The following is a 26336-nucleotide window of genomic DNA, read 5'->3' as shown; positions in this document are numbered from 1 at the left end:
GGGCAGATGGCCGGGCCGCCGGCCATCTGGGAGAGGACAAGCTGGATTGAACCGCGTGGACGAGGCCTTGACATCCAACCCGGCACCAACCGGAGCGCAATCCGGCACACGGCATCAGCCCCGGACCCGGCCGGCGGCTGATGCGCAGCCTTTGTCCCGCTCCGGTGCGCCTTCCCCCTTCCAGCGCAGGCTGCGCAGCCTCGCCCGTTTGTCCATGAAACTCATCCGTCCGGTGGAAGCCTGTCTTGTGCTGTTGCTGGCCACCGGCCTGATGATCACCGAATACACCCACGTGCCCTGGGTTGTGAAACGCTGGGCGCTGACCGTTCATCTGGCCGCTGCACTCGTGCTGTTTCCAGCCGTCATTCTCATCTTCTGGGCCCTGCACCGGGGCCATCTGGCCGCCAGCCGGCGCCCCCGGTTCCGCCGCACCGGCCGGACCATCGAAATCCTGTTGCTGGTCATGGTGCTCTGCGGCGCATGGCTGTTGTTCATTGGCGAGAATTTCTCGGCCATCGGCACCGCCGCCCATCTCATTCATCTTCTTCTGGCCGTGCCACTGATGGCCGTGGTGCTGTGGCATTCCTGGCCCCGCAGCACCTTGCGCACCCTGCTCCGCCGTCTTGGACTGACCTCCCTGACCGCGGCGATGATGGCTCTCTCCTCCGCCGGCAGCGAGCTTCACGCAACCCCGGCAGCGCCTTCAAAGGCAACCGCCAGCACATCGCTTTTGTTCAGTGCGGACAAATCCGTTCTCTACAGTGCCAATTTCGAGGCAGGCTCAGTGTCGAAAATCCGCCGCAAGGACGGCAAGCTGCTGAGCGAGGCCCAGCTTGGACGGGAGATCCGCACCGTCGCCCTCAATGACGACGAGACCCTGCTCGCCGTTACCGACCATGGCGGCGACATGGTGCATATCCTGGATGCCAAAACCCTGAAGACAAAGGCGTCCCGCCACCTGGCCAGCAAACCCTATGGGGTGATCTTCGATGCCAGAAATCAGCTGTTCTGGGTGAGCGCGGGAGAAAGCCACACCCTTTACGGGCTCGACACGGATGCCCGGATCAAGGTGACGCTGAATGTGGAAGACACACCGCGCGGGCTTGCGCTGCTGCCCGATGGCCGCCTGCTGATCACCCATGCGCTGACCGGCGCAGTGTCGATCTATGACACAATGGTGCTGCCGCCCAGGCTTGAAAAGACCATCCGACTGGCCAAAAGCACCAATGCCGATCCAACAAAGTCCCAAGGGGTCCCGAGAGCGCTCGACCGGATCGTGCTGAGCCCGGATCTGAAACAGGCCTGGCTGCCGCACCACCTTTGGAACTTCACCCATCCCTTCCAGTTTCAGACCAACCTCTTTCCCGCGCTCTCCGTGCTCTGGCTGGAACAGGGCAAGGAGCACGAGCTGGTCAACCGGCGCAAACAGCTGTTTGCGCAGATCAACGTGATTGACGCGGGCAATGTCCAGCGGATCGTGTCAAACCCTTATGACGCGGCCTTTTCGGAAGACGGCTCCAAGGTCTATGCGGTGATGGCCGGGAGCGAGGACCTGGTGATCTTTGATCTGTCCCGCGCTCCCAAAGCCTCTGGGGACGAAGATGCCAAAAGCGGCACGCTCGGCGCCATGGCCTCCAAAGTCTTTGCCCTGCCGGGTGAGAACCCGCGCGGGATCGTGGTGGATGGCAACGATATTCTGATCCAGAACGCCATGGGCCTTGACCTCTCGCTGATCTCCGCAGGCGGCGGCGGACCATTTTCGCAAATGTCCGTCACCAGCCCGAGCTTTGCAAAACTGGTCAGCAAGGACCCGCTTGACCCGCATCTGCGCCGGGGCTTGAGGCTGTTTCATCTTGCCAAAACCGCAGCCTTTCCCGACGCGCCCATGGCCGGGCGCAACTGGATGAGCTGCGCCAGTTGCCATTTGACCGGGTTCAACTACACCAATGGTGCGCTTTTCCGGGACACGTCCCGGGACATCACCCGGAACGCCGTTCCGGGCCACTTCAGTCTCAAATCCTTCGTCAGCGGCAATTTCGTTGGCGAATATATCCGCATGGCCCAGCAGACCCAGGGCGGCATGGGTGCAGATCCCCAAAGCACTTCACCAAAAATCGACCCGGACAACCCGCCGCCGGAGGTTGCCGCAAGGATGCGGGATCTGCATGCCTATGTGACCTCGGATTACAATCTGCCACTCCTGTCCACATGGCTGCGCGGGGAAGACGGCTCCGGAGCGGTCGATCACAAGGACTGGATCAATCCGGCCCTTTGCGGCACGTGCCACAGCAAAATCTATCAGGAATGGACCGGCTCGATGCACCGTCTCATGGGCGAGTCCAATCCTTATTATGTGGTTTTGGAAGACCTGGCTGCGAAATCGGTTGGCGAGCCCTTCCGGGTCTGGTGCATGGGCTGCCATGCGCCCCAGGCGCTGCTGTCGGGCAAACGCAAGACCGGTGGCGGCCAGGGCGTTGCCCAGTTGTTTGCAACGGACGGCAAGGCACTTGAGGCACGGCTGAAGCACTATGTTCATGCCATTGACGAGGGCACTGGCTGCGTCTTCTGCCACCGCACGAAAAAAGTGGAACTTGCGGGCCCAACCGGCGGCGGCAACGCGAGTCTCCAGATCTCCTTGAAAGACCGGCAAACCTATCCGGGAGAAGCCTCCTCCTCTCCGGCGGTGCGCTGGCTGGCCGAACGGGCGATCCGGGCAGAGCCGGAAGAACATGCCCGCTCCTTCAGCCCGCCAGCCCTGAAAGGCCCGGAATTCTGTTCCGCCTGCCACGAGGAATTCACCCCCGGCTTAGGCGCGCAAACCACCTCCACCTACTCCGAATGGCTCGCCTCCCCGTATCACGACAGAGACAATCCGGCCGCCTCCACCACCTGCAATGACTGCCACATGAGCCTGAATGTCACCGGCAGCGATCCGGCGCCGGGCATTGCCACCGATGGCGGCCCCGTCTCGCCCCGCTACCGGTCGCACAATTTTGTCGGGGCCCAATACCATCTGGCCGGGCTGCGCAGCCCGGAGCGCCGCCGGATGACAATCGAACACTTGAAGAGCGCTGCGGAGCTGGAGACCTCTTTCAAGGCAGAAGCAGATGGCAGCGGCGATGTGGTGGTGCGGGTCAAGAATGTGGGCGCAGGCCACAACCTGCCGACCGGCGTTTCCGATTTCCGTCAGCTCTGGCTGGATGTGAGCGTGTGGGACGCCACGGGCAAGGAAATGGTGCACTCCGGCAAACTGGCTTCGGACGGAACCCTGGATCCGGACGCCCATCTGTTCCGCGATGTTTTCGGCGATGCCAAGGGCCATCATCTGCTGTTAAAATTCTGGGAGCACCGGAAAATGCTTCAGGACACGCGCATCCCCCCCGGCGGGTTCCGCGATGAACTCTACAAGGTGCCGGCCTCGGCCCGGTATCCCCTCAAGGTCGAAGCGAAACTGATGTTCCGGACATTCCCTCAAAAGGTTACGGATCTAGTCCGCGAACGTTTCCCCGAAATGCCGCCTCCGGAAGCCATCGAGCTGGAGCATGTCACCCAAATCCTGGAAGGCCGTGAACCATGATCGGAACGTTTTTGATTGTCTTCCGCGAAGGCCTTGAAGCCTTCCTTCTGGTCGGCATTCTGCTGGCCTATCTGCGCAAGCTGGAAGCGGGGCGATACGCGGTCTGGATCTTTGCCGGCGCCCTTGCCGGAGCCATCGTCGCCCTTGCCGCCGCCTTCGCGTTCGAATTCGCCGTCAACGAGTTTTACAGCAAGACCTATCGCCTGATCTTGACCGGCGCGATCATGCTGCTCGCCGCCGCTGTCCTGACCTATATGGCTGTGTGGATGGAAAAACAGGCTCGGGAAATGACCGGCTCGGCCAAGGCGCATTTGCGGGACTATATCTCCACCGGCAATGTCATCGGCATCGCCTTTCTGGCCTTTGTCTCCGTCTGGCGCGAATTTATGGAAACCATCCTGTTCCTGTCCGCACTGATGTTTTCCGGGGTTGAGATTTCCTGGACCGGGGGCGTTTTGGGGGCCGGGCTTGCAGCCCTGCTGGTATGGCTGATGATGCGGGGCACACGCCATCTGCCCATTGGACGTTTTTTCCGCTGGTCCAGCTTTCTGATCCTGTTCATTGCTGCTGGCCTGTTGTCGTCTGCAACGAATATCTTCCAGGGGCTTGGCTATCTGCCCGGCCCGCTGACACCCCTTTTCGACCTCTCTGCAGTGCTGCCGGACACGAGCGGGGTGGGCCAGTTTCTGCGCGGGCTGTTCGGCTATTCCGCTTCGCCCAGCCCGCTGCAGTTTGCAGTCTGGTTCGGGTTCTTGAGCCTGTCATTGACCCTGTGGCACCGCGCCTATGCCACTTCAGCCACCCCCAAAAACGCATGAGAGCTTGATGCTGACGCCCCCAAAGTCCGGGCCCGCCCGCCCAAGTTCCCTGCGCCATGTGGTGGTGATCGGAGCCGGACCGTCCGGTCTGATGGCTGCCTATACACTTGCCAGGGCCGGGACAGCTGTCACGGTGCTGGAAAAGCGCGATGGCACCGGCGGGCTTGGCGGCACGACGGTGTTTGACGGCAAGGCCGGGCGCTACCGGTTTGACTTTGGCGGCCATCGCTTCATCACCAGCAACCAGGACCTGCTGAACCTGGTGGAAACCCTGGTGGGCGCTGATCTTCTTTATGCCGAACGGCGCTCCGTCATCCGGCTGGGCGGGCGCACCTATGACTATCCCCTGTCGATCGGGAACCTTCTGGCAACGGCGCCGCCCTCCCTTCTGGCAGGGGCTGCAGGCGATCTTGCCGGAAAGCTGCTCAAACGGGAGCAACCGGACGGGACGGCGGATTTTGAAACCTGGACAAAGGCGCGGTTCGGGCCAACGCTCTACAAGCGGTTTTTTGCCGGCTACACGGAAAAGCTCTGGGGCATTCCCCCGTCCGAGCTCTCCGGCGACTGGGCCGAACAGCGTATCAGCCTGATCGATCTGAAGGACGTCGCCCGCCGCCTTCTGCCCGGCAGCGGCAAGGGTCTGCGCACCTATGCCAGAACCTACCGCTATCCGCGCCTCGGGTTCGGCATGCTGTTTGAACGGCTCGCCCGGCATGTGGAAGCGCTGGGAGCAGACATCCGGACCGGAACCGGCGTGACCGGGTTTCAGATGAGCGGGAACAGGATCAGCAAGGTGGAGACCGAAAACGGCTGTCTGGCCTGCGATGCGGTGATTTCGACAGTTCCCCTGCCCGACATGGTGCGGCTGACCGGCGGCCGGTCGGCGCTGACCTTCCGGGGCCTGAGGTTTTTCAACATGCTGATGGATGTGGAGGATATCTCCCCCAACACCTGGCAGTATCTGTCCGATCCGCACATTCTGGCGACCCGCCTTCAGGAACCCAAGCGGCGCTCTGCCGAAATGGCTCCGCCCGGCAAAACGTCGATCATGCTGGAAATTCCCTGCAACCCCGGACAAGCACTTTGGGAAATGCCCGATGATCAGCTTTTTGCCACCTTGTGCCTGCAACTGGCCGAGTTGGGCATCGATCCGGCCATGGCCAGCGGCGAGTATTTTTCCACCCGTGCGGCCAAGGCCTATCCCTTGATGCGCCAGGGCTATCAGTTGGAGCGGGAGCGGGCCTTTGCCCGTCTGGGCCAGATCGAAAACCTGACCCAATGCGGCCGGCAGGGCAGCTTCCGCTATGTCTTCACCGACACGGCCATGGAGATGGGCCAGATGGCAGCGGAGGCGCTGCTGGACGGCCGGGACCAGCGCCGGGCGGTGCGCGATCACCGCAACGAACGGGTCGTCATTGAAACCGAAAGCATTGCCTGAAACGGAGGCCGGAAGGACCCTGCCCATGAGACCCCAGCTGATCTTTGCCGCCTTTTTGAGCCTCACCCTTTTGGCGGCGGCCCCGGCACAAGCCTATACCTATGCCTCCCCCCAATCCGATCCTCTGATTGCCGGACGTGAGGCTTTTCTTGCCGCCGTCAATGGCGGAGATTGGCCGGCGGCTGAACAGGCCGCCGCCACCTTCAAGCCGGATCTCGATCTTCTGGAAAAAGGCGAGGAGAGTTTCAAGGGGGACCCGGGCATTTCCGAGGCCTTCACAAAGGCCCTGGCGGCGAAAAACGCAGATGCCGCAAAGGCGGCACTGCGGCGCGCCACCATTGACCAGATCGACCGGCGCCTGTCCTCCGCCTCCCAAAACATCACCACCTACCAGACCGCCTCGACCCTCATTGCATCCGCCCTGGCCTTTTTCTCCGCCCTTGAGGGAGACCTTCCGGCAGACACCCGCCAGACCATTTCCGCCGAGCTTCAAAAGGCGCTGGATGCGGTCGGCAAGCCGGGCGTTTTTGGCTATGGCGCACAGGATCCAGACCCTGCCGCCCTCGCCGCCGCCCATGACAAGATCCTGAGCGCCCTGCGCGCCGCGCCCCAGAAGTGACGCAGACCCTTCTGTCACAAGGACCCCCCACTCCCAAAGGGCGACCGCCACACGGGGTGGCGTCCCTCAGGACGATGGGGGGCGCAAGAACTCAGGCAGGGCTGACCCTCGCGCTTGCGCTCGCGTCTGCGGCCTATCTCGTCTGGCTCGCACGTTTCCTGCTCGCCCTGCCGCCCGACCTGTCCTGCGATGATGCGCTGTTCTTTTCCAGGGCGCTGACACGGTTTTCAATCCTCGATTATTCGCCCCACTTTCCAGGCTATCCCGCCTTTGTCGGCCTCGGCCGTCTTGCCCTTCATGTCTGGCCGGATCCGGCGGCAGCGCTGATCCGCACCAGCCTCTTCACATCACTGGCCCTGCCCGGTGCCGCAGCCCTGATCACCTGGCGCTGGACACGCTCCGGTGCCCGCGCTGCCCTGTGTTTTGCACTGGTTCTGGCCCAGCCTTTTTTGCCCCTTGCCGCGCTGTCCGGCCTATCGGACAGCATCGGCCTGCTGTTTTTTCTGATGTTCTTTGCCCTGTTGCCGGATCAGACGGACGGGGCTTCGCATGGTCTGAAAGAAGACGCCCAGACCTTTCTGGCAGGCCTTGCCCTTGGCCTGTCCGCCGCCGCAAGGCCCTCGGACGGGCTGGTTCTCGCCGCAGCCTTTGCTCCCATTGCCTTCAGCTCCCGGCGCACGGCACTGGCGCTCAGTGCAGGTGCCCTTGCCGCCGCGCTGCCCGCCCTCTTAGCTCTGATGGCGCTGGAAGGCTGGGGCTATTTTGCCGAAGGCTGGCGCTTTTTCGAAGGTCATATGCTCGGCTGGGGCAACACGGTCCTCAGCCGCCACCCTCACAGCGGCTGGTCCCAGGTCCTGACCCATGGCGCTGTTCTGGGCGGCCTTGTTCTGCCCTATTCCGCCCTGCTTCTGTGCTGCCATCTGCCCCGGGGCAAAGACCGGCGCTCCGCGGCATTTCTGGCCAGCCTGCTGGTGGCGGCCCTGTGGACCCTCCTCTTCCAGAACCCTGAGCACCTGCGCCATCTGCTGCCGGTCACCACCCTTCTGGCCGTGGCGGTCTCGCACCATCTGAAACACATACGGGCAGGTCTCGCCGCCGGGCTTGGTGCGCTAATGATTGCCAGCATCCTGCTGCATCCACCTCTTGGATCTGCTGAGCCAGCGCCAAATCGCGCGCCCCTTCAGGCTGCTGTTGAGACCATCAACAGGCTGGGACCGGATGCTGTGGTCCTGGCGCAGGACGGCCTTGCGCTCTTGCGTGCCCGGCTGACCCGGGCCCGTGTCTATGACCTCACCTATCCGGCCAGCACTGCGGCCTCCCTCAAAGGCAAGACTGCGGTCTTCGTGAAGATCAGTGCGCAGCGCGGACCAAAGTGCAGAAAGGCCCGCTTTCTGCCCGGCCGGGTTCCGGGCGAGCAGGGCCTCTGGCTCTGCCAGCCGGAGCGCTGGCCGCCGGACAGCTGACGGAAGATTGGCCCGTTCCAACACACCCGCGCGGACCGGACTTCTTACATACCACAATTCCGGCAGCCACTCTCCTGAGCCTATGATGCGGGGGCGGAGCAATGGCCCCAAAAGGCATGTAAGAAAAGCGCCCGCCGGTATTGCACTATGTATTACAAAGGCTGAGCAAGACGTTTGACCAGATCCTCTTCAAGGCGCGCCTGGAAGTTGATGCTTGAAGGCACCGCTTCAAACCGCAAAAGATCGTCGATCAAGATCGTGGTCAGTGCCGGAACACACATGGCCATCCGCTTCAGAAAAGCCTGCCCCGGAGCCGTCACCCGGCCTTTTGCGTCTCCCACGTAGATGGGACAGGACGTTCCAAGAGGCGGCCCGGCATCAAGATCCGTTGTCATCTTGTGGACGGTCCAGCGCGTCCAGGGATCGTTGCGCTCCTGAAGATCCCTATAGGGCTGCGCGCCAGCGCCATGGCCTGAGGGCAAATCAGCGGGATGAAAATTGATAACCCCAAATCTGGGGACTGCCAGAAGCTCCGTATCAAAAAGCTGGCCACAGCCGCAGACCAGAATGACATCGGGAGCCCATTCCAACAGCTGCCGGCGGAACCAGTCAATTTTCAACTCTCCCGTATAGACCGGCAGCCCGGCCATCAGGCCTGTCTCGATCACCTCTTCCGTCATCGTGAACCGCTCTTCGGGCTCGAAAAAGCGCCAGACCCGGCGGCGCCTGCTGATTTTCGCCACATCTTCGACCGCATCGTCCGTGCACACCGCAACCAGCTGAAGGTCTTTGGGCCGTTGCTGCTCAAGGGAGAGAAGCGTCTGCAGCATCTGCTCACCGACCTGAAAGGCCGCTACGGCAAGAACCTTGAGCCGCGCCGCCGCACGGGACTGCCGCTCCCGAGGCGCTGGCAGGATCAGCTCTCCCCAGCGGGAGCCATCGACATATTGAAATTCGCGGCCCGGCTGGTCATGACGAAGTGTCCGGTTCAAACGGTCCTGACTGATATCAACGGGCATGCGGCTCCCCCACTCGAATGCAGGCCAAGGACGGCACACGCACAAGCTGAAGCACCAGTTTCAGGTCACGTGCGCCAAAGTCAAGCCAACGCAGAGGCCACCTATACCAACCGCACTTAACAGCCCCCTCCGTGAGGGGATCGTCCATCGTTCCAGCGACAGAACCACAGATTTTGTTTGCCTTCAGAGGCGTTTCATTCAGCTGGTACGGCGACTGTCTCGGGGCCGGGCCCCTTTTCGGACACCTGCCGTTCGCTTCAACCGGCGTGAACTGGCGAGATGCGGACAATGCTGCGGTTCCGCAGTATTGCTGAAGTGGTATCGGCTAGGCGGATATTTCGGCGATGTGTTGCCCTGCCCGCGCTTGTGCAACTCAAAAGTCAAATGGCCGACAGCGTCGCGAAGACAACGATCAAAATGCCCGCGATGCCCAGTGTGAGCAACAAGGTGCGCGGTGGCGTCGATTCGCTCGCGGCCGTTCCGGCGTTCGCGCTTGCCAGCCGCAGACCAATAGCAATCACCGCCAGACCCAGTAAGGTCCCGATCCACTCCATTGCGGCCAACATTGTTGACATGGGGGTCTCTGCTATCGGGAAGATATGTGCAAGATCGAGTACATAGACCGCAACATAGGCCACACCTGCGATTATTGAGGTAATCCCCGCGTGGCCGGTGCGAAAGATGCGATAGCCCAGAACGAGACTTCCAATGCCGAGACAGGTGAGAAAGATATTGAAGGCGGCAAGCACAGCGACGCTATAGCCCGGAAACGTTCGGGTTTCGACAAATCCACCCGGGATCATCAAGGCGAGATTGACGGCACTCAGTATGACAAGGATGCATAGCGCACGAACAAGCGTCACAGGGAAATACCTTCCGTAAATTGAGAGGGGAGGAGCGGTGCCATCAGGAGCAAAAACGCGCGCTGCGAAAGAGCGGCTTCTGCGTCCTTTGACAAAGTGGACTCATTCAGGGCAAACCATCGATCCACGGTTGCGATCATGTTCAACTCAACCTCGGTCAGTAGCGTGACAGGAAGGTCATCGCGCACTGCGCCGATAGACTGACCTGCGACAAGCAAGTCATCAATAGAGCTGCGTAGCGCGGCCAGTGGTTCCGCGAAGGACTGTTGCGCGGCAGATTCCCGGTGCAACGTCCTGAGCAAGCTAGCAAGACGGTCGTCACCCTGAAGGGTTTTTGTAAACCGTGCACAAAGCGCACCAAGTTCGAGCCAATACCCTGTCGCGTTGGACGCAGAGGCTGCTTTGCTGACTTGATCAAGGAAATCGCATTGTCGAACGCGGCGCTCAAGCGTTGCGCAGAAGAGTGCGCCCTTGTCGGCAAAATAGTGATAAGTGCGCCCCTTGCTCTCTCCCGCGCGGGCAATGATGCGGTTCAGCGACGCCTTTTCAAACCCGTGCTCACAAAATTCCGTCTCGGCGGGATTAAGCCAAATGGCTTGCGCCTGCTCGTCCAGCGCCTCGAACCTTTGGCGCGCTGTTGTCGTTTCAGTCGGCATCTATGATCCAGTTAGACTGATGGTCTAAAGCCAACCAATAATTAGACCGTCGGTCTAATTCTGTCAATAAGGGCTCCAAGCAGACCTTACGCCGCGCGTGGCACCGGTGACCGCTCCGGGCCGAGAGCCACAGACCTAGCCGGAAGCTGGAGCCCAAGGAAGGGCTCTTTCTCCTCTTTCGCCGCATGGCACGCGAAGGCCAGTTTAAACGCTCGCGTCCGATCTCGCCCCAGCCGCAAGCGACCCCGCGTACGCCCCGCAGCATAAACATACAAAGCCCCGCCGCCGGAGACCCGGTGGCGGGGCTTTGAAAGCGGTCCGCCCCATGAGCCCTCTAGAGGGCAGGACGGACGGGTCTGAACAACTTTATAGGCGGCTTAGCCTTCGGCTGCGCCAGCCATGCCAAGCGCGTGCAGGTAAAGGTCGAGAACGGCCTCTTCCTCTTCCCGCTCATGGGGCTGCTTCTTGCGCAGGGACACCACCTTGCGCAGGATCTTCACGTCATAGCCGTTGCCCTTGGCTTCCGCATAGACATCCTTGATGTCGTCGGAAATCACTTTTTTTTCTTCTTCCAGACGCTCGATACGTTCCACAAAGGCGCGCAGCTGATCGGCTGCCACTCCACCCGGATCGGACATGAATTTCGTACTCCTTGTTTCTTCTTCTTTCTCGATCAAAACAGGTTCCGGAGATGAGCTGCCCCTCCGGGAAACCGATTAGGGACGTGCCGTGCCAGACTTGAGCGAGCCCGTCAAGCACACGGGCCCGACAGCAGGCGCTCCCGCGACAGGACCCGTTTCAGGTGTTGCGGCCCGGCCTCAGTGCTGCGGCTTGGCCTTCTCGAACGCCGCTTTCTGCTCGGCCGTGGCTTCGCTCTGGTATTGGGCTTTCCACTCGTCATAGGGCATGCCGTAGACGATTTCGCGCGCCGCCGCCTTGTCCAGATCAAGGCCCTTTTCTCCGGCCGCATCCTGATACCAGTTGGACAGGCAGTTGCGGCAAAATCCGGCCAGGTTCATCATGTCGATGTTCTGCACATCGCTACGCCCTTGCAAATGGGCGACCAGCCGCCGGAACACAGCTGCTTCCAATTCCAGTTTCGTCTGCTCATCCATCACACGAACTCCCTCATTTCTTGCGTCCAACGGGCCTGCCGCTCACTCCGTCTGCGTCCTTGAAGCGAAATGGCGCACGCTCCGGCACTCGGGCCGCTCCCGGATCCGGCGCAGAACCGGTTCCAGCCGATCCGCCCACGCGGCCTGACCGGCGGTGTCCGCAATCAGGTCCTGGCGCACTTCCAGAAGCGCTTGCGCCAGACCCCGGCGCGTGGCGTGCCGGTACATTGTGTCGTTTTTGAGAGCCCCGTCATAGGGCTCGTTGTCCCCCACGACAAGATCCTCCTGCGCCCTGAGCCCGGCCAGCATCGGCGCCACCGCCCGCAGGTCGCTGTCCCACAGCACCGTCACATGCCAAGGCCGGGGCACCCCTCGCCAGACGGGGGTAAAGCTGTGCATGGAAATGATCACCGGCGGCGGGCCAGCCTCCAGCATCCGGTCCAGCGTGGCATCGATCAGGTCATGATAGGGCTTGTGAAAGCGTTCGATGCGCCGCGCCCGCTCCTTGGCGTCCACCTTGGCGTTTCCCGGCACCACCGCTCCGTCCGACAGGCGCATGATCAGGGTCGGGTCGTCCTCGCCCCGGTTCGGGTCGATCAACAACCGGGAAAAGGTCGACAGACAGGCCGGAGCCTGCAGGCGCCGGGCCAGGTCCAGCGTAAGCGCGCGCGCACCGATATCATAACCGATATGCCGCTCGAACTGCTCAGGCGCAACGCCGAGATCACCATATTCCGTTGGAACCCGGTTCTGCGCGTGATCGCACAGAAGCAGCACGCCCGCGCTCAAGTCGCCTTGCACATATTCATAGGGCTGAAAGAGGTCGCCGGAGGTCTCTCTTGGCATTGCTGCGGTCTGTCTCATTGTCTGGCATCATGGAAAGGGGCGCGCGGCCCGCGGCTCAAGGCGCTCAGGTTTACGGCAAACGGCTGCCGGAACCAAGCCGGAATGCACAAAACCGGTCTTTGGATAGGATTTGATTCGAACGCCCGGACAATTCGGGACAGCCTTTGGAAAAGTCTGTGAATTCAAATATCTGCAGTTGCAGGAAATCCACTTGTCACCGCTTTATTCATGGCTAACCTCTTTGCGGGCGGAAACTGCCATGTTCCCGCCCCAATTCTGGCCACATAGGTGACAGTCTGGGTCCTGCGGGCAATTTTTCGGGGCAGTTTTAATAATTCCGGTTGGCGCAACGCCCGCACTTAAACCGGCGAACGGCGTTGACAAGACCCTGTTGTCGACGCAAAAAGCGAATGTCAGTAAAGCAGCAAAGTGAACGACTGCATATGGTTGAAGTTGGGGAAGGGTACCAGGGGTGGTCTCGGGCTCGGGTTGCCGCGCCTGTGAGAACCTGTGCCGCCGCTTTCCTCACCTTGCTGTTTCTCTCCGTAACCGGTAACGCCGCGAAAGCCGATCTCAGGCTTTGCAACAAGACCGACAGTCAGGTTGGTGTGGCCATTGGCTACAAGGACAAGGCGGACTGGGTCACCGAGGGCTGGTGGAATCTTGCCTCCAACTCCTGTGAAACGCTGGTCCCCGGCTCGCTTGTGTCGCGGTACTACTACATCTACGCGGTCGATTATGACCAGTTCGGCGAATGGGGGGGGCGCGCTTTCATGTGCACCCGGGAGAAGGAATTCACCATCCGCGGAATTGAGGACTGCGTGGCGCGCGGGTACGAACGGACAGGCTTTTTTGAAATCGACACGGGGGAGCAAAGCAGCTGGACGGTCCAGCTCACCGAACCCGTGCAACAAGGGACAGGTGGGCGATGAGGCGAAACCGGCGAGTCAAAATTCTGGCAACTCTCGGACCCTCTTCCTCAGAACAAGACATCATTGAAAAACTGTATCGCTCCGGTGCGGATGTGTTCCGCATCAACATGAGCCATACGGACCATGACCGTCTGAAAATGCTCGTTGAGCGCATTCGTTCTGTTGAGGAAACTATTGGGCGGCCGATCGGCATTCTGGCAGATCTGCAAGGCCCGAAACTGCGCGTGGGCACCTTCTCCGATGGTCCGGTGCAGCTGGAAAACGGCGCCACTTTCACGCTCGATGCAGACACGTCCGGCGGCGACGTTGCCCGGGTGCATCTGCCGCATCCGGAAATCCTCAAGGCTCTGGAACCGGGACACCGGCTGCTGCTGGATGACGGCAAGATCCAGCTGAAAGTGACCGAGGCCAGCAGCACCCGCGCCGTGACCGAGGTGGTTGTCGGCGGCAAGCTGTCGGACCGCAAGGGCGTCAGCGTACCGGATTCGGAAATCGCCACCAGCGCCATGACCGAGAAGGACCACAAGGACCTGATCGCCGCCCTCGACCAGAAGGTGGACTGGGTCGCGCTCTCCTTTGTTCAGCGTCCGGACGACCTTGCCGAGGTGCGCAAGATCACCCGGGGCCGCGCCGGGGTTCTGGCCAAGATCGAAAAACCCCAGGCCATTGGCCGCCTGGACGAAATCATTGAATTGTCCGACGCCATCATGGTCGCCCGTGGCGATCTGGGCGTGGAAATGCCTCTGGAACATGTGCCAGGCCTGCAAAAACGCATCACCCGCGCCTGCCGCCGGGCCGGCAAGCCGGTGGTGGTCGCCACCCAGATGCTGGAGTCCATGATCTCCTCCCCCGTGCCGACGCGCGCGGAAGTCTCAGACGTGGCCACCGCCGTGTTCGAAGGCGCCGATGCAGTCATGCTGTCAGCGGAATCGGCGGCCGGGGACTTCCCGGTGGAAGCCGTTTCCACCATGGACAAGATCGCCCAGCAGGTCGAGCAGGACGCCAACTACCGCACCATCATCGATGCCCAGCGGGCGGAGCCGGAAGCAACCGGCGCCGATGCGATTTCCGCAGCGGCCCGCCAGATTGCCGAAACGCTCAATCTGGCGGCTGTGGTCTGTTACACCACTTCCGGGGCCACGGGCCTGCGCGCCTCGCGCGAACGCCCGTCCTCGCCGGTGATCGTTCTGTCGCCGGTTCTGGCCACCGCCCGCCGCCTGTCCCTCGGCTGGGGGCTCCACTGCGTTGTCAGTGAGGATGCCGCCAGCGAGGAAGACATGGTGGACCGGGCCTGCCGGATCTCCTTTTCGGAAGGCTTCGCCAAGCCGGGCCAGCGCGTGATCGTGACCGCCGGTGTGCCGTTCGGAACGCCCGGATCCACCAACATGCTGCGCATTGCCTTTGTCGGCAATGACGGCCAGGGCGGCATCTGAGATCTGAAAAATCAGCATCCGGCCTGCCGAAGGACGAGCCGCCCCATGGGCGGCTCAAGTCTTTTCCGGAACCTTCCGGGCCCTTTCAGAGGGTATGGGCCCTTGCGCAGCGCCTGCCGGTGCTTTTCCTCCAGAAGCCTCTGAGACGACTGCCGCCACCAACTCCTCCAGAGCGCTGACAATCGTTTCGCCATGGGTGTGATGCGGCATGTGGCCAGCCCTGTCGAGCATAAGAAGCCGCGCGTTCGGTAAATCCCGGATCAGCCCCTCACAATGGATCGACGGCCATACGACCGTGTCTTCGGTACCCGTCACCACAAGCGCGGGCTGGGTCAGGCTAGTGTAGCGCTTGGACTGTTCGGCAATCACCCCTTTCAGCCTGGCGATCTGGCGGGCATTCGCCTGAAAGCTGGCAGGCCGGAACAGCAGCGGCAGGCGGATCTCCTGCGCATAGGTCTTGGGGGCCGGATCGGGAAAGAAGACATTATCCATGGACCGCCCGGCCAGCCGTTCCCCGGCCGGGACAACAAGCACCCAGGAAAACAGCGGCCCGATCACCGGCCAGGACGCCAAAGAGTAATACCAGGTCACGCCTCCGGGCCAGACATGGCTGACGGGCGCCAGAAAGGCAAGGCCCTTGACCCGGTCCGGCGCCAGAAGGCCAAGCGCCGCCGTTACCGCGCCACCATAGGAATGACCGATCACAATCGCCGACGAAATACCCAAATAGTCCAGAAGACCGGCCAGCACTTTTGCCTGCCCCGCCGGCACGTCATGCCGGCCGGGAATGGCCTCGGAAAATCCGAGCCCGGGCCTGTCGGCAAACAGCACAGAATAGCGGCCCTTCACCCGGTCCAGAAAAGCCATCCGCGCATCATAGGCATTGCCGCTGGCCCCATGGACAAAGACCAGCACGGGCCCGGCGTCAGCCTCCCCGTTCCCGGCCTCCCTGCTCAAAGGGTAATAATGATAGTGGACCTTGATCCCGTCGATCTGAGCAAACTGGCCATCAGGCTGAAGCCGGGCTGCAAGCTGCCGGGTCCTGAACAACGTGTAACAATATCCAGATAGAGCAAGGGCGGCGGCCAGAAGAACAAGCGTGATCATGGCGGAGACAGAGGACTACTCTTGGCTGGACGGAAAGGCGGACGGTCTCAGGCCGGTTCCCCCTCGGCGGTTTTTTCCAGATCCTCAATCGACTCGACCGCATTCTCCAGGCCGGGATTGATGTCCAGAGCCCTCCGGAACGTTTCCAGTGCGTTCTCCTCAAACCCGAGGCGGCGCTGAATGATGCCAAGCCCGGAAAGCGCCCCCCAATGACGGGGCTCCAGGGCCAGAGTGCGTTCAATATCCACCAGGGACTTGCCGAAGTCTTCACGCATATAAAAGACGGTCGCCCGGCGGTTCCAGCCCTCGGCATAGGAGGGTTTGAGAACCACGACCACGTCCAGCAAATCGAGGGCCAGAGACAGGTCTTCCGCCTGGATCGCCTTGCCTGCCCGGGACATCAGGATATCCACTGTGGGACTGCCGGAGTCCATCCAGATCCGCTGGATTTCGCGCGCCACTTTCTTGGCGGCGGAGGGATCATCGGCTTCGGCCAGATCGGAGAAGAGTCCGTCAAGCCTGGATAGTTCCTCTTCCGGGTCCGCTTCGTCGACGGCCACCTGACCGCCTTCTTCCGGCTGGTCTTCCGGCAACGGACTGAAATCCTCCACGGAGGGCGGTTCCACTTCCGGTCCAAGATCGGGAACAGGCTGCGCCGCCGCAAGGGCAGGCATGAGAGCTATCAGGGCTGTAAACACAAAAATCCGCATCCAACGATTATGGGACGTTGAATGCGGCGGTCAATCCGGGAATTTGACACAACTTCGTGCGCGTTTTTGTCTGGCGCCAGAAACGGTCATCTACAATCAGACAACCATCTGACGCCAAAGGACTTTCCGGGCCGACCCGAAGAGCCGCAGCGCAGGCGCTTAGCCCTGACGTGCCTTGAAGCGCGGGTTTTTCTTGTTGATGATGTAAACACGGCCTTTGCGGCGCACCATGCGGTTGTCGCGGTGGCGGGTCATCAACGCTTTGAGCGAGTTCTTGATCTTCATGTCACTGTCCCCCTGAAGGGCCCTGCTACTTTAAAACCAAATGAGCGCCTGAGGCGCTCACAATCGACTTGACCGATCCTAGAAGCAGCTGCAGGCCCTGCGCCTGTCTTCTGATCAATCCGCGCTTCATGAAACCTTCATTCAGCGCAACAATGGTGGGCGTGACAGGGATTGAACCTGTGACCCCTTCGATGTCAACGAAGTGCTCTCCCGCTGAGCTACACGCCCGAATTTCTCGGTAGTTGGCGCCGCCGCGCCGTGGTGGAGTGCGATATAACGGGGATCTTCCGCCAGTGCAACCCCCCTTTTTCACCGAACTGTCAAAATTTCCCCAGTCCAGTCAAACTCCTGCGAGGCGCCTGACATCAGGCCGCCAGCATGCGCTCCACTTCCTGCACGAGATCCTTCAAATGGAACGGTTTGGACAGCACCTTGGCATCTTTCGGCGCGTCCGATTCCGGATTGAGCGCGACCGCCGCAAATCCGGTGATGAACATGACCTTGAGATCCGGGTCCAGCTCGGTCGCCCGCCGGGCCAGCTCGATTCCATCCATCTCCGGCATCACAATATCCGTCAGAAGCAGGGAAAACGGCTCTTCCCGCAAGCGCTCATAGGCGCTTCTGCCATTATCGAACGAGACGACATCATGCCCGGCATTCTCCAGTGCCTTGGCAAGGAAGCGGCGCATGTCGTTATCATCTTCAGCAAGCAGGATACGCGGCATTTTCAACGACCAGTCTTCTTTTTAGGTTTGGTGGCGTAAGGTCACACCTTGTGTGGGTTATAGCTCGAATTCCACAGAATGATAGGGTGAATTGGTTCTCGAAAGGTTTTGATCCGGGGACTGTGGACTGCGTGTTGATTCCTTGGCACCATGGGCCAGGGCTTTGAGAACCGTTGAAACCGGCGGCCCCATGGTCACAATGTGCAGGACAGACCCTTTGACGGACGACAAGCAGTCTTCAAACACACCGCCGTTCGAGGCCGATTTCAATGGCCTGCCTGCCTTCGATGTCCTGTGCCCCGCTGACCAGCGCGTGCCTTTTGTGTTCAACTCCCCCCATTCCGGACGGCAATATTCTGACAGCTTCCTGGCCTCGTCCCGGCTCAACAGAACCTCCATCCGCCGCTCGGAAGATGCCTTTGTCGATGACCTGTTTGCCCATGTGGTGCCTCTTGGAGCGCCGCTCTTGCGCGCCCATTTCCCTCGCGCCTATCTGGATGTGAACCGGGAGCCATATGAGCTCGACCCGAAAATGTTCAACGGCCGCCTGCCGCCCTATGCAAATGTGCGCTCCATCCGGGTGGCTGGAGGGCTCGGCACCGTAGCCCGGATTGTGAGCGAAAATCACGAGATTTACCGGCACCGGCTGCCGGTGGAAGAAGCGATTGGCCGGATCGAGGAAATCTACAAGCCCTACCATTCCACCCTGCGCCGCCTGCTGGCCCAGACCCATGTCACCTTCGGCCATGCTGTGCTGATCGATTGCCACTCCATGCCCTCCAGCGTGAAGTGTCAGACGACCGATGCCCGGCCCGACTTTATTCTGGGGGACCGGTATGGGACGAGCTGCAACAGCGACCTGACCGAATATGCCTGTATGATCCTGCGGGGCATGGGCTACAGCGTCAGCCGGAACAAGCCCTATGCGGGCGGCTTCATCACCGAACATTACGGCCGCCCCGCCAGCGGGCTGCATGCGCTTCAGGTCGAAATCAACCGCGGCCTTTACATGAACGAGACCACCCAAGAGCCCTCAGAAGGCTTTGGCGATCTTTTTCACAATCTGAAGGATTTCGCCCAGCAGCTGGTGGCCATGCCCGACGCCGCCCTGCCCGCCGATCCGATTGCCGCTGAATAGAGCCAATCCGGCCCCGCACTCGCGCAAAGGTGATCGCGCCCTGCCAGGAAATGGACATAAAGACGCCACCACCCAGCCGCACACTCCGCAGCTGGTAAACTTAACAGGTGGACGGGCAGATATACATGACACGCAGAACTTTCATGAAAAGCGGATTGGCGGCCTTGATCTTGAAATTGATCCAGCCCCGTGCCGCACGGGCTGAACAGGATAAAACCCCAGATAGCCTAGCGCTTGTAACGGTGGATCTTCCAAGTCCGGCCCAGCTGCGCGGCGCTTGGGCTGCAGTGGCGGCCCTCCATGCAGCCTATGGCTGGACACAATTTGTCTATGCCACCCCGGAGCAATGGTATTTCCATGATGGCGGCGGCAACTGGGCATGCCTGCGCTTCAAGGCCAAGGGCCAGGCAGTGCTTCTCGGCCATGACCACGAATATTCTGATACCTATTTCCGGGAGGCCGCAGCCTATTTCCAGGAACAGGAAACGGATCTGCTCGCAGGTGCGCCGGACTGGTGGGGCTTCAACCTCGACCCGCAACCCTTCGGCGAGTGGATCGGCTTTATCTATGGCTGGAACGGAACCGGCTGGCAGCGGGCTCCTTATGAAACGAAGGACGGCTTCAACCACGTCGGACTGCTGCGGGACCTGGCCCCGGCGTCCATGGCCGAGTTTGCCGCACAAGCCCCCGGCAATGAGGGCCGCAAACCGGATGAAGATCTTTTGAAGGCTCTCATTGCCGCGGACGGCAACCTCACACATGAGATGCTGGAAAAGGCCGTGCCCGGCTGGAACTCAGAGGCAGGCCTTGAGGCTGCCGCAAAGTTTCTCCAAGCAGACGTCTAGTGACACAGCAGATTATTCTGAGAGTTTTTCCATAGATTTTTATGCGGCTCAAATTCGCCGACCACAGAACCAATCATCACAGCCGCTGAGGTCCTCCACGGGTTTGGATACGGACCGCAGATCATGATTTCCACTCGGGCCCAAGACAATTTCCGCTCTGGGAGGTGCCCGGACATCACGTGTCAGTCTTTGTGAAGGAACACGCAATGCCCACGACCCGAACCGCAGGTGCACGCCGCTACCATTTCATTCAAAGTGCCCTGGGCGCCGCCGCTCTGATCCTTGCTTTGCTTCTGCCCAAGCTGGTGCAAGCGCAGGAACCGCGCGACATACTTGACGACAACGCCGCCTCGATTGCTGTTGTGATCGGCAACCGCGATTACAGACAGACGGTGCCGGTCGAGTATGCGGTCAATGACGCTAACGCGATCACAGCCTATCTGATCGAGACCCTGGGTTTCCGCCGCGAAAATATCTTCGTGCTTGAAAACGGCACCCTGAGCGAGATGACCCAGATGTTCGGCTCGGTTGCGCGCCCGCAATCGGGCAAGCTCTGGCGCAGTGTCAAACCAGGCGCGTCGAATGTCTTCGTCTATTACTCCGGACACGGGGTCCCTGATCTTGTGTCGGGTGAAGCTTTTCTGCTGCCCTCCGACGGAGATCCGAACTCCGCCGACAGCGGCTACCGCCTGGACACGCTCTACCGTAATCTGGAACTCGTCCGCCGCAAGGTTGGCGAGGATCGCGATGTCATCGTCATGATCGATGCCTGTTTCACCGGCGAAACCGGACGGGGGGAAACGCTTCTGGCAGTCTCCGCCCCCGGCTTTACGCCCGCCCTGCCTGAAACCGGAGAGGGGGTGATCCGGCTTGTGGCCACGTCGGGCTCATCACCCGCGAACTGGGACGAAGAGGCCCAGCTCGGTCTTTTCACCAGCCGATTTCTGATGGGCGCTGCGGGACTTGCTGATGCGGACGGCCCGGTCAGCTGGGATGCCCTCAGCACCTATCTGGTCTCGTCCGTTACGGAAGCGGCCTTGCGCGAGACGGGGCGCCGTCAGGTGCCTGAGATCGATGCTGCACCGCTGGCCCTGCCGAAGGGAGCACCCGTTGCGCCTGTGGCTGGCGCCGTCGCAAGAGCTCTTGACGAACGTGCATGGACCGCAGCTCAAACCGATCGCTCCCGCCTTGAGCGCTATGTCGCGGAATGCGACGGCTGCCTGCACAAGGAAGAAGCGCTGGCAGAGCTTGCCTCACTGGCGCAAGGGGCAGCAGCTGAAGAGGACCGCACAACATGGCGCCGCCTGTCCGCTGCCAAGGACTACCAGGGCTATCTCGATCAATGCGGCACGGTCTGCGCCTATCGGGGTGTCGCCAATTCTTATCTATCGGCAGACAACCCGTCACGCGATGCGCGGGTCGCCCGCTGCGACAGCATGGCCGCCGCCCCGGCCGATTCTGACCGGCCCGCCACTGTGAACGGTGTCGCCTGGCCGGGCATGGACGGGCATGGCGCGCTTGAAGCCTGCCGGGAGGCCGCACAGGCCTATCCCGGCCTGCGCCGGCTCTCCTACCAGATGGGCCGCGCGCTCGACCGACTGGGCCGGTATGACGAAGCCCTTGAGGCCTATGGCCGGGCCGCTGACATGGGCTCGACGGCGGCGCTCAACAACATGGCGGCCCTGCATGAGAATGGCGAAGGGGTTCCGGCCTCTCCAGAAACCGCTTTTCCCCTTTATGTGCGCGCTGCCGAAGGTGGCGACCTTCTGGCCATGACCAATGCAGCCCGCATGCTCGAATATGGCCGGGGCACACAAAAGGACGTTTCGGCCGCGATTGACTGGTACAAGCGCGCCGCAGAGGCAGGCGACGGCTTTGCGATCTCCAAACTGGTTCCCTACTACATTGAGGGTGGCCCTGGGATCGCGCCGGACACCCAAAAGGCAATGGAGCTGTACAGGAAGGCCATTGACCTGCGTGCGCCGCTCGCAATGGCAAGCATGGCGGTCCTGATTGACAACGGCTTTGCCAGGTTCTTCCCGGACCTGACCTCCGAGCAGGTGCTGATGGACGCGCTGGCTGTCGGCGATGAAGGGGTTGCTGCCGTGGTCGCCACCTCCTCCGGACCGCAGCAGCTTTCGCGCCAGACAATCGCGCGGCTGCAGCGCAGGCTGATCGACAAAAGTTTCTACACCGGACAGGAAGACGGCACCTTCAACCCCCTGTTTCTCCGCGCGCTTGACGCCTATGCGCGCTCGGCCAGCAGCCAGAAAAATGACTGACCGGCCTGGCCGTCTCTTGCGGAGCCTGGCGCTGGCAGCCCTCCTGAGCAGCGCTGCCACGGCGGCAGGGGCCAGCGAGCTCGCCGCAATGATCGAGGACTTCGCGGCCTGCACCGGGATCTCAGCACCGGTGCAGGTTGTGGTCGCGGGCCTGCCAAACGGCCAATCGGTTCTCAGCAAAGATGAAGCGGACCGGCTACGGATCGGCGTTGAGGCAAAGCTGCAACGCACGAACCGCGTTCACATCTCCGCTGCACGCGACGTGCGGAAACTACGCGCACTGTTTGAGGCGTCCGGATCCGTAAACACGGCTGGCACCGGGCCCCTTCTGAGCACCGCCCATTCGGGTGATGCGGCGATTTTCATCATTGAGCCCGAGCGGCGCGGGGAAACCATCGCCTTCCGCCTTCAGGCCCTCTCCCCCGACGCCCGATGCAAGGTGATCAGCAAAGGTCTGGTAGTCTCGTTGCCGCCTGCAGGGGCCGAAAGCGCGGAACGCATTCTTGAGGCCGGACTTCGCCAGTTGCTGCAAACGGCACCCGATACGGACGCGCTGGCAGCCTGCCCGGTTGTCACCGAAGCAGGATATAGCGGGTGCGCGCGAGCTGTCCGCGACCGCCTGATCGCAACAGCAACCGAGCTGGCGGCCAGCTCGAACCGGATCCTGTCAGGGCGCAGGCTGAAGGTGGTCCGGCCCGGTCCGGCCGCCTGCGCGGCAGAGGCGCCTTTTGCAGACGCAACGGTGCGCTCTGTCGTCCGGCTGTCCCAAGATTCGGGCGGCGGCATGTGGCTCGCCCTGGAATTCCGGCGGGGCGCAGAAATTGTCTCTGCCGGAAAACGGACGCGGGTCGATTTGGTCCCCCTGGGCTGCGACGCAACGGTCCGGCCACTGCTTGACCATGTCAGGGTTACGGCCAGCCGCAACCCGCAGCGGCTTGACCTGACCGCGCCGCCGTTCCGGGCGGGAGACCGGCTGAATGTCCGTGTGGAGCTGGGCGAACAGGCGGCGCTTTATTGCATGATCATCGCCCCGGACCAGACCGCTTACGTGATGCTTCCGGCACGCGCATCGGCGGAGTTTCCGCCGGGCAAGTACAGCTACCCCGGAGACTTCGGATTGAGCGATGTGGTCCTGTCCGGCCATTTTGAGAATCTGTTCCACTGCTTCGCCCCCTCAAGCCCTCTGCCGGCCGGCCTCGAAACCCTCTGGCAGAAGACCGGGCCTGCCCTGGGCACGCCAAAGCTGCTCGATGCCACCGGGATCCGGACCTTGCTGGACCGGATGCGGGCGTTGCCGGGAATGGATGAAGCCACAGCCAGGATCATTGTGCGGGAAACGAAGTGATGATGGAGGATAGTGTTGACAGACGTGACCTGCCGCTTGGCCATGACGAGGTTTGCCTCGCCGATCTTCAGGCGGTTGTGCAGGGCCGCCTTCTGGATCGCGGTGACAGGTCCTGGCTTGCGCGGGCCGTCGCTGGCGCGGTCCGTCCCAGCCGGGACCGTCCGGTCTGGGATCTGGCCCACACGATTGCCGCTCTTGGTCTTGACGGGCTGGGACTGATCGATCTAGCACTGGACCCCCGGCTTGCCTCAGGCGCTGACTTTCAGGAACGGTTTCATGACCGGCCCGGGACGGATGAACGCGGCCTGCTTCTCTCAGAGCCTCGGGCCTGGCGCTGTTCGTGGAAGGGGCTGGCGCGGGTGATGGCGCTGGCTGAATTTCTGCTGACCGCCGATGAAATGGAGGGGTTTGCAGAGATTTCCAATGCGGTGGGACAGGGCCTTGCGCCAAAAGAGGCTCCCGCCTTCGCGCGGTGGCTGGCCGCCCGGCTGGCAGCCTACCGCAACGCTCATATGCCGGCCGCCCCGGTTGAGCAGCGGTTCCGGGCCATCCGGTCCTATTTGCGCGGACTTGGCCGGAGCAGCGGGTTTGATGACGATGATATTCTGGTGTTCTGGCAGACAAGACGCTCTGACGACACTCTGTATGCCACCGTCGTGGAGCACTTTATCACATATGACCGGGTTCGGGCCGAACTCGACACCCTGTCTCAGCTGACCGATGCTGAACGGCTGGAGACCTTAGAGACCTGGGACGCACGGCTTGAAGCGGCCGCGCAGCCCCATACGGATACACCCGTTCTGGCCGAGGCCCTCGCCCTGCTTCAGGGAACGCTTGATCAACCAAAGCTTTTGACAGGAACAGAGTTCAAGGCGCTCGAAGAAACGCTGCGCCTTGATCCCTTTCACAAAACCCGGCCTCTGACAGCTCTCAGAGTGCGGGTCTTCGGCCGCATTCAGTCGGGCATTGCGAACCGGTTGCGGCGCGGCTCCGGCGGGCCTGATATCGCCGAACGCGCCCGTTGCAGCGACGCAGATTACGGTTCGGCAGCCGAGACGGCCCGAAAGCTCTCAGACCATTTGCGCAATTGCCTGACAATCGCGCTGGCTCTGCGCAGCGGCGATGATGCAGATCCGCTTGTCGAAGCGGGCAAGCGGGCCCTGCGCACAACCCGGCGTGCAGGGTTCGATCTGCCTCGTGAACGACTGGCTGCAGCCATCGCGGAAGTGGACGATGCGTTGGCGACCACCGCCATGGCCCTGGAAGAGCACCGGGCCGGATTGGACCATCTGAACCGCGCCGAACCGCTGTCAGGCCGTCTGGAGCAGGACCGTGCGGCCTTCTCCAACACGTTTGCCACGATCTACAGCCAGCACATACAGCAGGAGGCCGTGCAATGACCGGCGCAGATGAGCATGATGAGGCCGGAATGGACGGCCTGATGGCAGCCATTCACATCGCCCGCCAGCTGTCACAGGCCCAGGGAACCGAAAGGATGCAAGCACCGGCAGCCGCCGAGCTCTGGGCCGAGGTCCGGCGGGCTGGAAGCGCACCTGTTTCGCTCGCCGTCGCACGCGCCTTGCGAGAGGATGAGGCCGCAGCCGCACGCTATCGCAAGATGCTGGCGGCCGTCGCCGTGGCCCACTCCCCGGTGGCGCTTGCAGCCTCAGATGGCGAGGTGACCCGCCGGATCGGCGAAACGGTGCTGCGGCTCTTGCCCGCAACGGGGGACGGCGCGCCCCTGCTGCTGCTGGAAGGCCACCAGGCAGCCACCGCTCTTGAGATGGTCGGAGAGGACGGCCAGACACTCCGGCTCGACCTGCCGCAACCGGATCAGGACACGGTCATTCTCGCGCTCGGCCCCGATCTGCCCGAGACGCAGGTGGCGCTCGATCTGCTGGCCAATCCCGGCACCGCACTTTATCTGCTTGCCTGATGGCGATGGGGCGGTTTTCGATCATCGTGCCGACCACGGGTGCGGCGCTTATCTTGCGCACGCTGGCCGCGCGCCCCGGCCTGCCCTATGGCGCGGCTTTTGCCGAAGGCGACTATCGGCCCCTGCCGCTGTCGGCTGACTACCGCGCCCTGAGTGGCCCGGAAGGCCCCATCGCCCGGGCCTTGCGCCGCACCATTCCACCGCACGAGTTGCGCCTGTCCGGCGCTCCCGACGGGGGAAAAAGCTGGGAAGCGCCCGTCGCGCTGGCGCATTTGCTTCTGGAGCAGGGCTGGACACTGGCCGGGCGGGACGAAGCGGCAGACATACTGATCTGGGCGACCGGAGCCGTGGATCTGGACCTCACCCTGCTGCCGGGCGAGTACGCACTGGAACAGAAGATCAAGCAGTCCCAGGACGCGATTTGCGGACCCGTCCCCTGCATAGCGGTCCTGCCACCTGGACCTGACCGGGAAGCAGCCAGCAAGATGTTGCATGCACTGGGGGTGAAGGTGCTGACTCCAGACCGGTTGGACGCTGTGCCCGCACGGCTTGCCGAAGCCCGCACCGGCCCCATGCAGGAAGCAGCTCCCCTTACCAGGAAGAAGCTCTGTTTTTTCATTGGACTGGCTGCTGCCCTCACGGCACCGGCAGCTGGCCTCGTCTGGAGCGGTCATCAACTGCCGGACACAGATCCGGCGCAAGCCAACGCGCCAACGCCCCCGGAAGACCGTTCACCCGCCCTTGTCTCAGCCCTGCCCAGCGCAAATGCGCCTGCAGATGCTGTCGCCGGACAGCGCGCAACCGGCACAGCAAGACAAGCCCCATCCGTTGCGCTTTTTGAGGTTCGGGCCCGGCCTGGAAGCTCCTGCCGCACCGCCCTGTTCAACCCGCCAGAGCGTATATTGACCCCTGTTCCCTGGGCTGAAAACGGATTTCCCCCGACCCGATATGGTGCTTCGCTCTGTGGCATCGCTCTGTCCGCTGGCACGGGGGCAGCAGTCCCTTCGATCTCGCCCGAGCCGCCATCGGCCTTTGTCGAGGCGCCATCACACGATGGCGCGCGCACCTTCTTCCTGCGCGGGGCCGTGCAAAACGCCGTCTACACATTCCCTGATCCGGATCGAGGCCCAGAAGCGCCTCCACTGCGCCATTCGATTGTATCCCCTGAGTGAGAGGAGAAACAC

The 26336-nt window shown here is 62.0% G+C and carries 25 protein-coding genes and 1 tRNA gene; 14 read left to right on the top strand and 12 right to left on the bottom strand.

Annotated elements, in window-relative coordinates; all coding sequences use genetic code 11:
- Window positions 1-46 precede the first annotated feature (46 nt).
- The 5 genes from ACXAIC_RS03190 to ACXAIC_RS03170 all read left to right on the top strand — a co-directional run bounded on the left by ACXAIC_RS03190 (window position 47) and on the right by ACXAIC_RS03170 (window position 7915).
- Window positions 47-3577 carry a hypothetical protein gene (locus ACXAIC_RS03190; protein ID WP_475173544.1) on the top strand — a complete coding sequence of 1177 codons (3531 nt, stop codon included), beginning with the start codon at window positions 47-49 and terminating at the stop codon, window positions 3575-3577.
- Window positions 3574-4395 (top strand): FTR1 family iron permease, encoded by an 822-nt coding sequence (locus ACXAIC_RS03185; RefSeq protein WP_475173542.1) that lies wholly within the window; start codon window positions 3574-3576, stop codon window positions 4393-4395. Before ACXAIC_RS03190 ends, ACXAIC_RS03185 begins: the two co-directional genes overlap by 4 nt.
- 7 nt (window positions 4396-4402) lie before the next feature.
- Window positions 4403-5833 (top strand): FAD-dependent oxidoreductase, encoded by a 1431-nt coding sequence (locus ACXAIC_RS03180; RefSeq protein ID WP_475173541.1) that lies wholly within the window; start codon window positions 4403-4405, stop codon window positions 5831-5833.
- A gap of 25 nt (window positions 5834-5858) precedes the next feature.
- Window positions 5859-6452, top strand: a complete 594-nt coding sequence (locus tag ACXAIC_RS03175; protein ID WP_475173539.1) for a hypothetical protein — start codon at window positions 5859-5861, stop codon at window positions 6450-6452.
- A gap of 74 nt (window positions 6453-6526) precedes the next feature.
- Complete coding sequence (locus tag ACXAIC_RS03170) at window positions 6527-7915, top strand: hypothetical protein (protein ID WP_475173537.1); 1389 nt, start codon at window positions 6527-6529, stop codon at window positions 7913-7915.
- Between the two features lie 152 nt (window positions 7916-8067).
- Here ACXAIC_RS03170 and ACXAIC_RS03165 read toward each other — a convergent pair whose 3' ends face one another.
- The 7 genes from ACXAIC_RS03165 to ACXAIC_RS03135 all read right to left on the bottom strand — a co-directional run bounded on the left by ACXAIC_RS03165 (window position 8068) and on the right by ACXAIC_RS03135 (window position 12432).
- The gene (locus ACXAIC_RS03165) at window positions 8068-8934 is read right to left on the bottom strand and encodes a formyltransferase family protein (protein WP_475173535.1); all 867 of its coding nucleotides are present in this window, start codon (window positions 8932-8934) and stop codon (window positions 8068-8070) included.
- A gap of 60 nt (window positions 8935-8994) precedes the next feature.
- Complete coding sequence (locus ACXAIC_RS03160; RefSeq protein WP_475173533.1) at window positions 8995-9102, bottom strand: twin-arginine translocation signal domain-containing protein; 108 nt, start codon at window positions 9100-9102, stop codon at window positions 8995-8997.
- A 212-nt stretch (window positions 9103-9314) separates the two neighbouring features.
- Window positions 9315-9797: a DUF8051 family protein gene (locus ACXAIC_RS03155; protein WP_475173531.1), complete on the bottom strand. Its 483-nt coding sequence runs from the start codon at window positions 9795-9797 to the stop codon at window positions 9315-9317.
- Window positions 9794-10453, bottom strand: coding sequence for a TetR/AcrR family transcriptional regulator (locus ACXAIC_RS03150; protein ID WP_475173528.1), 660 nt, complete (start codon window positions 10451-10453; stop codon window positions 9794-9796). The genes ACXAIC_RS03155 and ACXAIC_RS03150 overlap by 4 nt, the downstream gene beginning before the upstream one ends.
- A gap of 377 nt (window positions 10454-10830) precedes the next feature.
- Window positions 10831-11091 (bottom strand): DUF2312 domain-containing protein, encoded by a 261-nt coding sequence (locus ACXAIC_RS03145; protein WP_475173525.1) that lies wholly within the window; start codon window positions 11089-11091, stop codon window positions 10831-10833.
- A 180-nt stretch (window positions 11092-11271) separates the two neighbouring features.
- The gene (locus ACXAIC_RS03140) at window positions 11272-11568 is read right to left on the bottom strand and encodes a DUF1244 domain-containing protein (protein WP_475173523.1); all 297 of its coding nucleotides are present in this window, start codon (window positions 11566-11568) and stop codon (window positions 11272-11274) included.
- Window positions 11569-11610: 42 nt separating this feature from the next.
- Complete coding sequence (locus tag ACXAIC_RS03135) at window positions 11611-12432, bottom strand: N-formylglutamate amidohydrolase (protein WP_475173521.1); 822 nt, start codon at window positions 12430-12432, stop codon at window positions 11611-11613.
- Window positions 12433-12857: 425 nt separating this feature from the next.
- Here ACXAIC_RS03135 and ACXAIC_RS03130 point away from each other — a divergent pair, with 425 nt between their 5' ends.
- On the top strand, window positions 12858-13346 hold the full coding sequence (locus ACXAIC_RS03130) for a DUF1036 domain-containing protein (RefSeq protein ID WP_475173519.1): 489 nt from the start codon (window positions 12858-12860) through the stop codon (window positions 13344-13346).
- Window positions 13343-14779: a pyruvate kinase gene (pyk, locus tag ACXAIC_RS03125; RefSeq protein WP_475173516.1), complete on the top strand. Its 1437-nt coding sequence runs from the start codon at window positions 13343-13345 to the stop codon at window positions 14777-14779. The genes ACXAIC_RS03130 and pyk overlap by 4 nt, the downstream gene beginning before the upstream one ends.
- A gap of 54 nt (window positions 14780-14833) precedes the next feature.
- Here pyk and ACXAIC_RS03120 read toward each other — a convergent pair whose 3' ends face one another.
- From ACXAIC_RS03120 to cpdR, 5 genes are all read right to left on the bottom strand, one after another.
- Window positions 14834-15886: an alpha/beta fold hydrolase gene (locus tag ACXAIC_RS03120; protein ID WP_475173515.1), complete on the bottom strand. Its 1053-nt coding sequence runs from the start codon at window positions 15884-15886 to the stop codon at window positions 14834-14836.
- 47 nt (window positions 15887-15933) lie between these two features.
- Window positions 15934-16560: a tetratricopeptide repeat protein gene (locus ACXAIC_RS03115; RefSeq protein WP_475173513.1), complete on the bottom strand. Its 627-nt coding sequence runs from the start codon at window positions 16558-16560 to the stop codon at window positions 15934-15936.
- Between the two features lie 195 nt (window positions 16561-16755).
- Window positions 16756-16881: a type B 50S ribosomal protein L36 gene (gene ykgO / locus ACXAIC_RS03110; RefSeq protein ID WP_006932207.1), complete on the bottom strand. Its 126-nt coding sequence runs from the start codon at window positions 16879-16881 to the stop codon at window positions 16756-16758.
- Between the two features lie 153 nt (window positions 16882-17034).
- Window positions 17035-17109: transfer RNA gene (locus ACXAIC_RS03105), tRNA-Val, on the bottom strand.
- Window positions 17110-17246: 137 nt separating this feature from the next.
- Entirely contained in the window at window positions 17247-17606 is a 360-nt protein-coding gene (gene cpdR, locus ACXAIC_RS03100; protein WP_006932209.1) for a cell cycle two-component system response regulator CpdR, read from the bottom strand.
- A 274-nt stretch (window positions 17607-17880) separates the two neighbouring features.
- On the opposite strand from cpdR, the gene ACXAIC_RS03095 reads away from it, so the two are divergent.
- The 7 genes from ACXAIC_RS03095 (at window position 17881) to ACXAIC_RS03065 (ending at window position 26324) form a co-directional block, all read left to right on the top strand.
- Window positions 17881-18744 (top strand): N-formylglutamate amidohydrolase, encoded by an 864-nt coding sequence (locus ACXAIC_RS03095; protein ID WP_475173855.1) that lies wholly within the window; start codon window positions 17881-17883, stop codon window positions 18742-18744.
- Window positions 18745-18869: 125 nt separating this feature from the next.
- Window positions 18870-19589, top strand: coding sequence for a hypothetical protein (locus ACXAIC_RS03090; RefSeq protein WP_475173511.1), 720 nt, complete (start codon window positions 18870-18872; stop codon window positions 19587-19589).
- 206 nt (window positions 19590-19795) lie between these two features.
- The gene (locus tag ACXAIC_RS03085) at window positions 19796-21871 is read left to right on the top strand and encodes a caspase family protein (protein WP_475173509.1); all 2076 of its coding nucleotides are present in this window, start codon (window positions 19796-19798) and stop codon (window positions 21869-21871) included.
- A complete protein-coding gene (locus ACXAIC_RS03080; RefSeq protein WP_475173506.1) occupies window positions 21864-23216 on the top strand; it encodes a hypothetical protein in 1353 nt (450 codons plus the stop codon). The genes ACXAIC_RS03085 and ACXAIC_RS03080 overlap by 8 nt, the downstream gene beginning before the upstream one ends.
- Window positions 23216-24616, top strand: a complete 1401-nt coding sequence (locus ACXAIC_RS03075; RefSeq protein ID WP_475173504.1) for a hypothetical protein — start codon at window positions 23216-23218, stop codon at window positions 24614-24616. The genes ACXAIC_RS03080 and ACXAIC_RS03075 overlap by 1 nt, the downstream gene beginning before the upstream one ends.
- Entirely contained in the window at window positions 24613-25152 is a 540-nt protein-coding gene (locus tag ACXAIC_RS03070; protein ID WP_475173502.1) for a hypothetical protein, read from the top strand. Before ACXAIC_RS03075 ends, ACXAIC_RS03070 begins: the two co-directional genes overlap by 4 nt.
- On the top strand, window positions 25152-26324 hold the full coding sequence (locus tag ACXAIC_RS03065) for a hypothetical protein (RefSeq protein ID WP_475173500.1): 1173 nt from the start codon (window positions 25152-25154) through the stop codon (window positions 26322-26324). The genes ACXAIC_RS03070 and ACXAIC_RS03065 overlap by 1 nt, the downstream gene beginning before the upstream one ends.
- Window positions 26325-26336: the final 12 nt, after the last annotated feature.

This window comes from Roseibium sp. AWQ4_254, from assembly GCF_056161025.1.
Note: the sequence above shows the minus strand (reverse complement) of the source record. Positions and strands in the feature narration are given on the sequence as shown.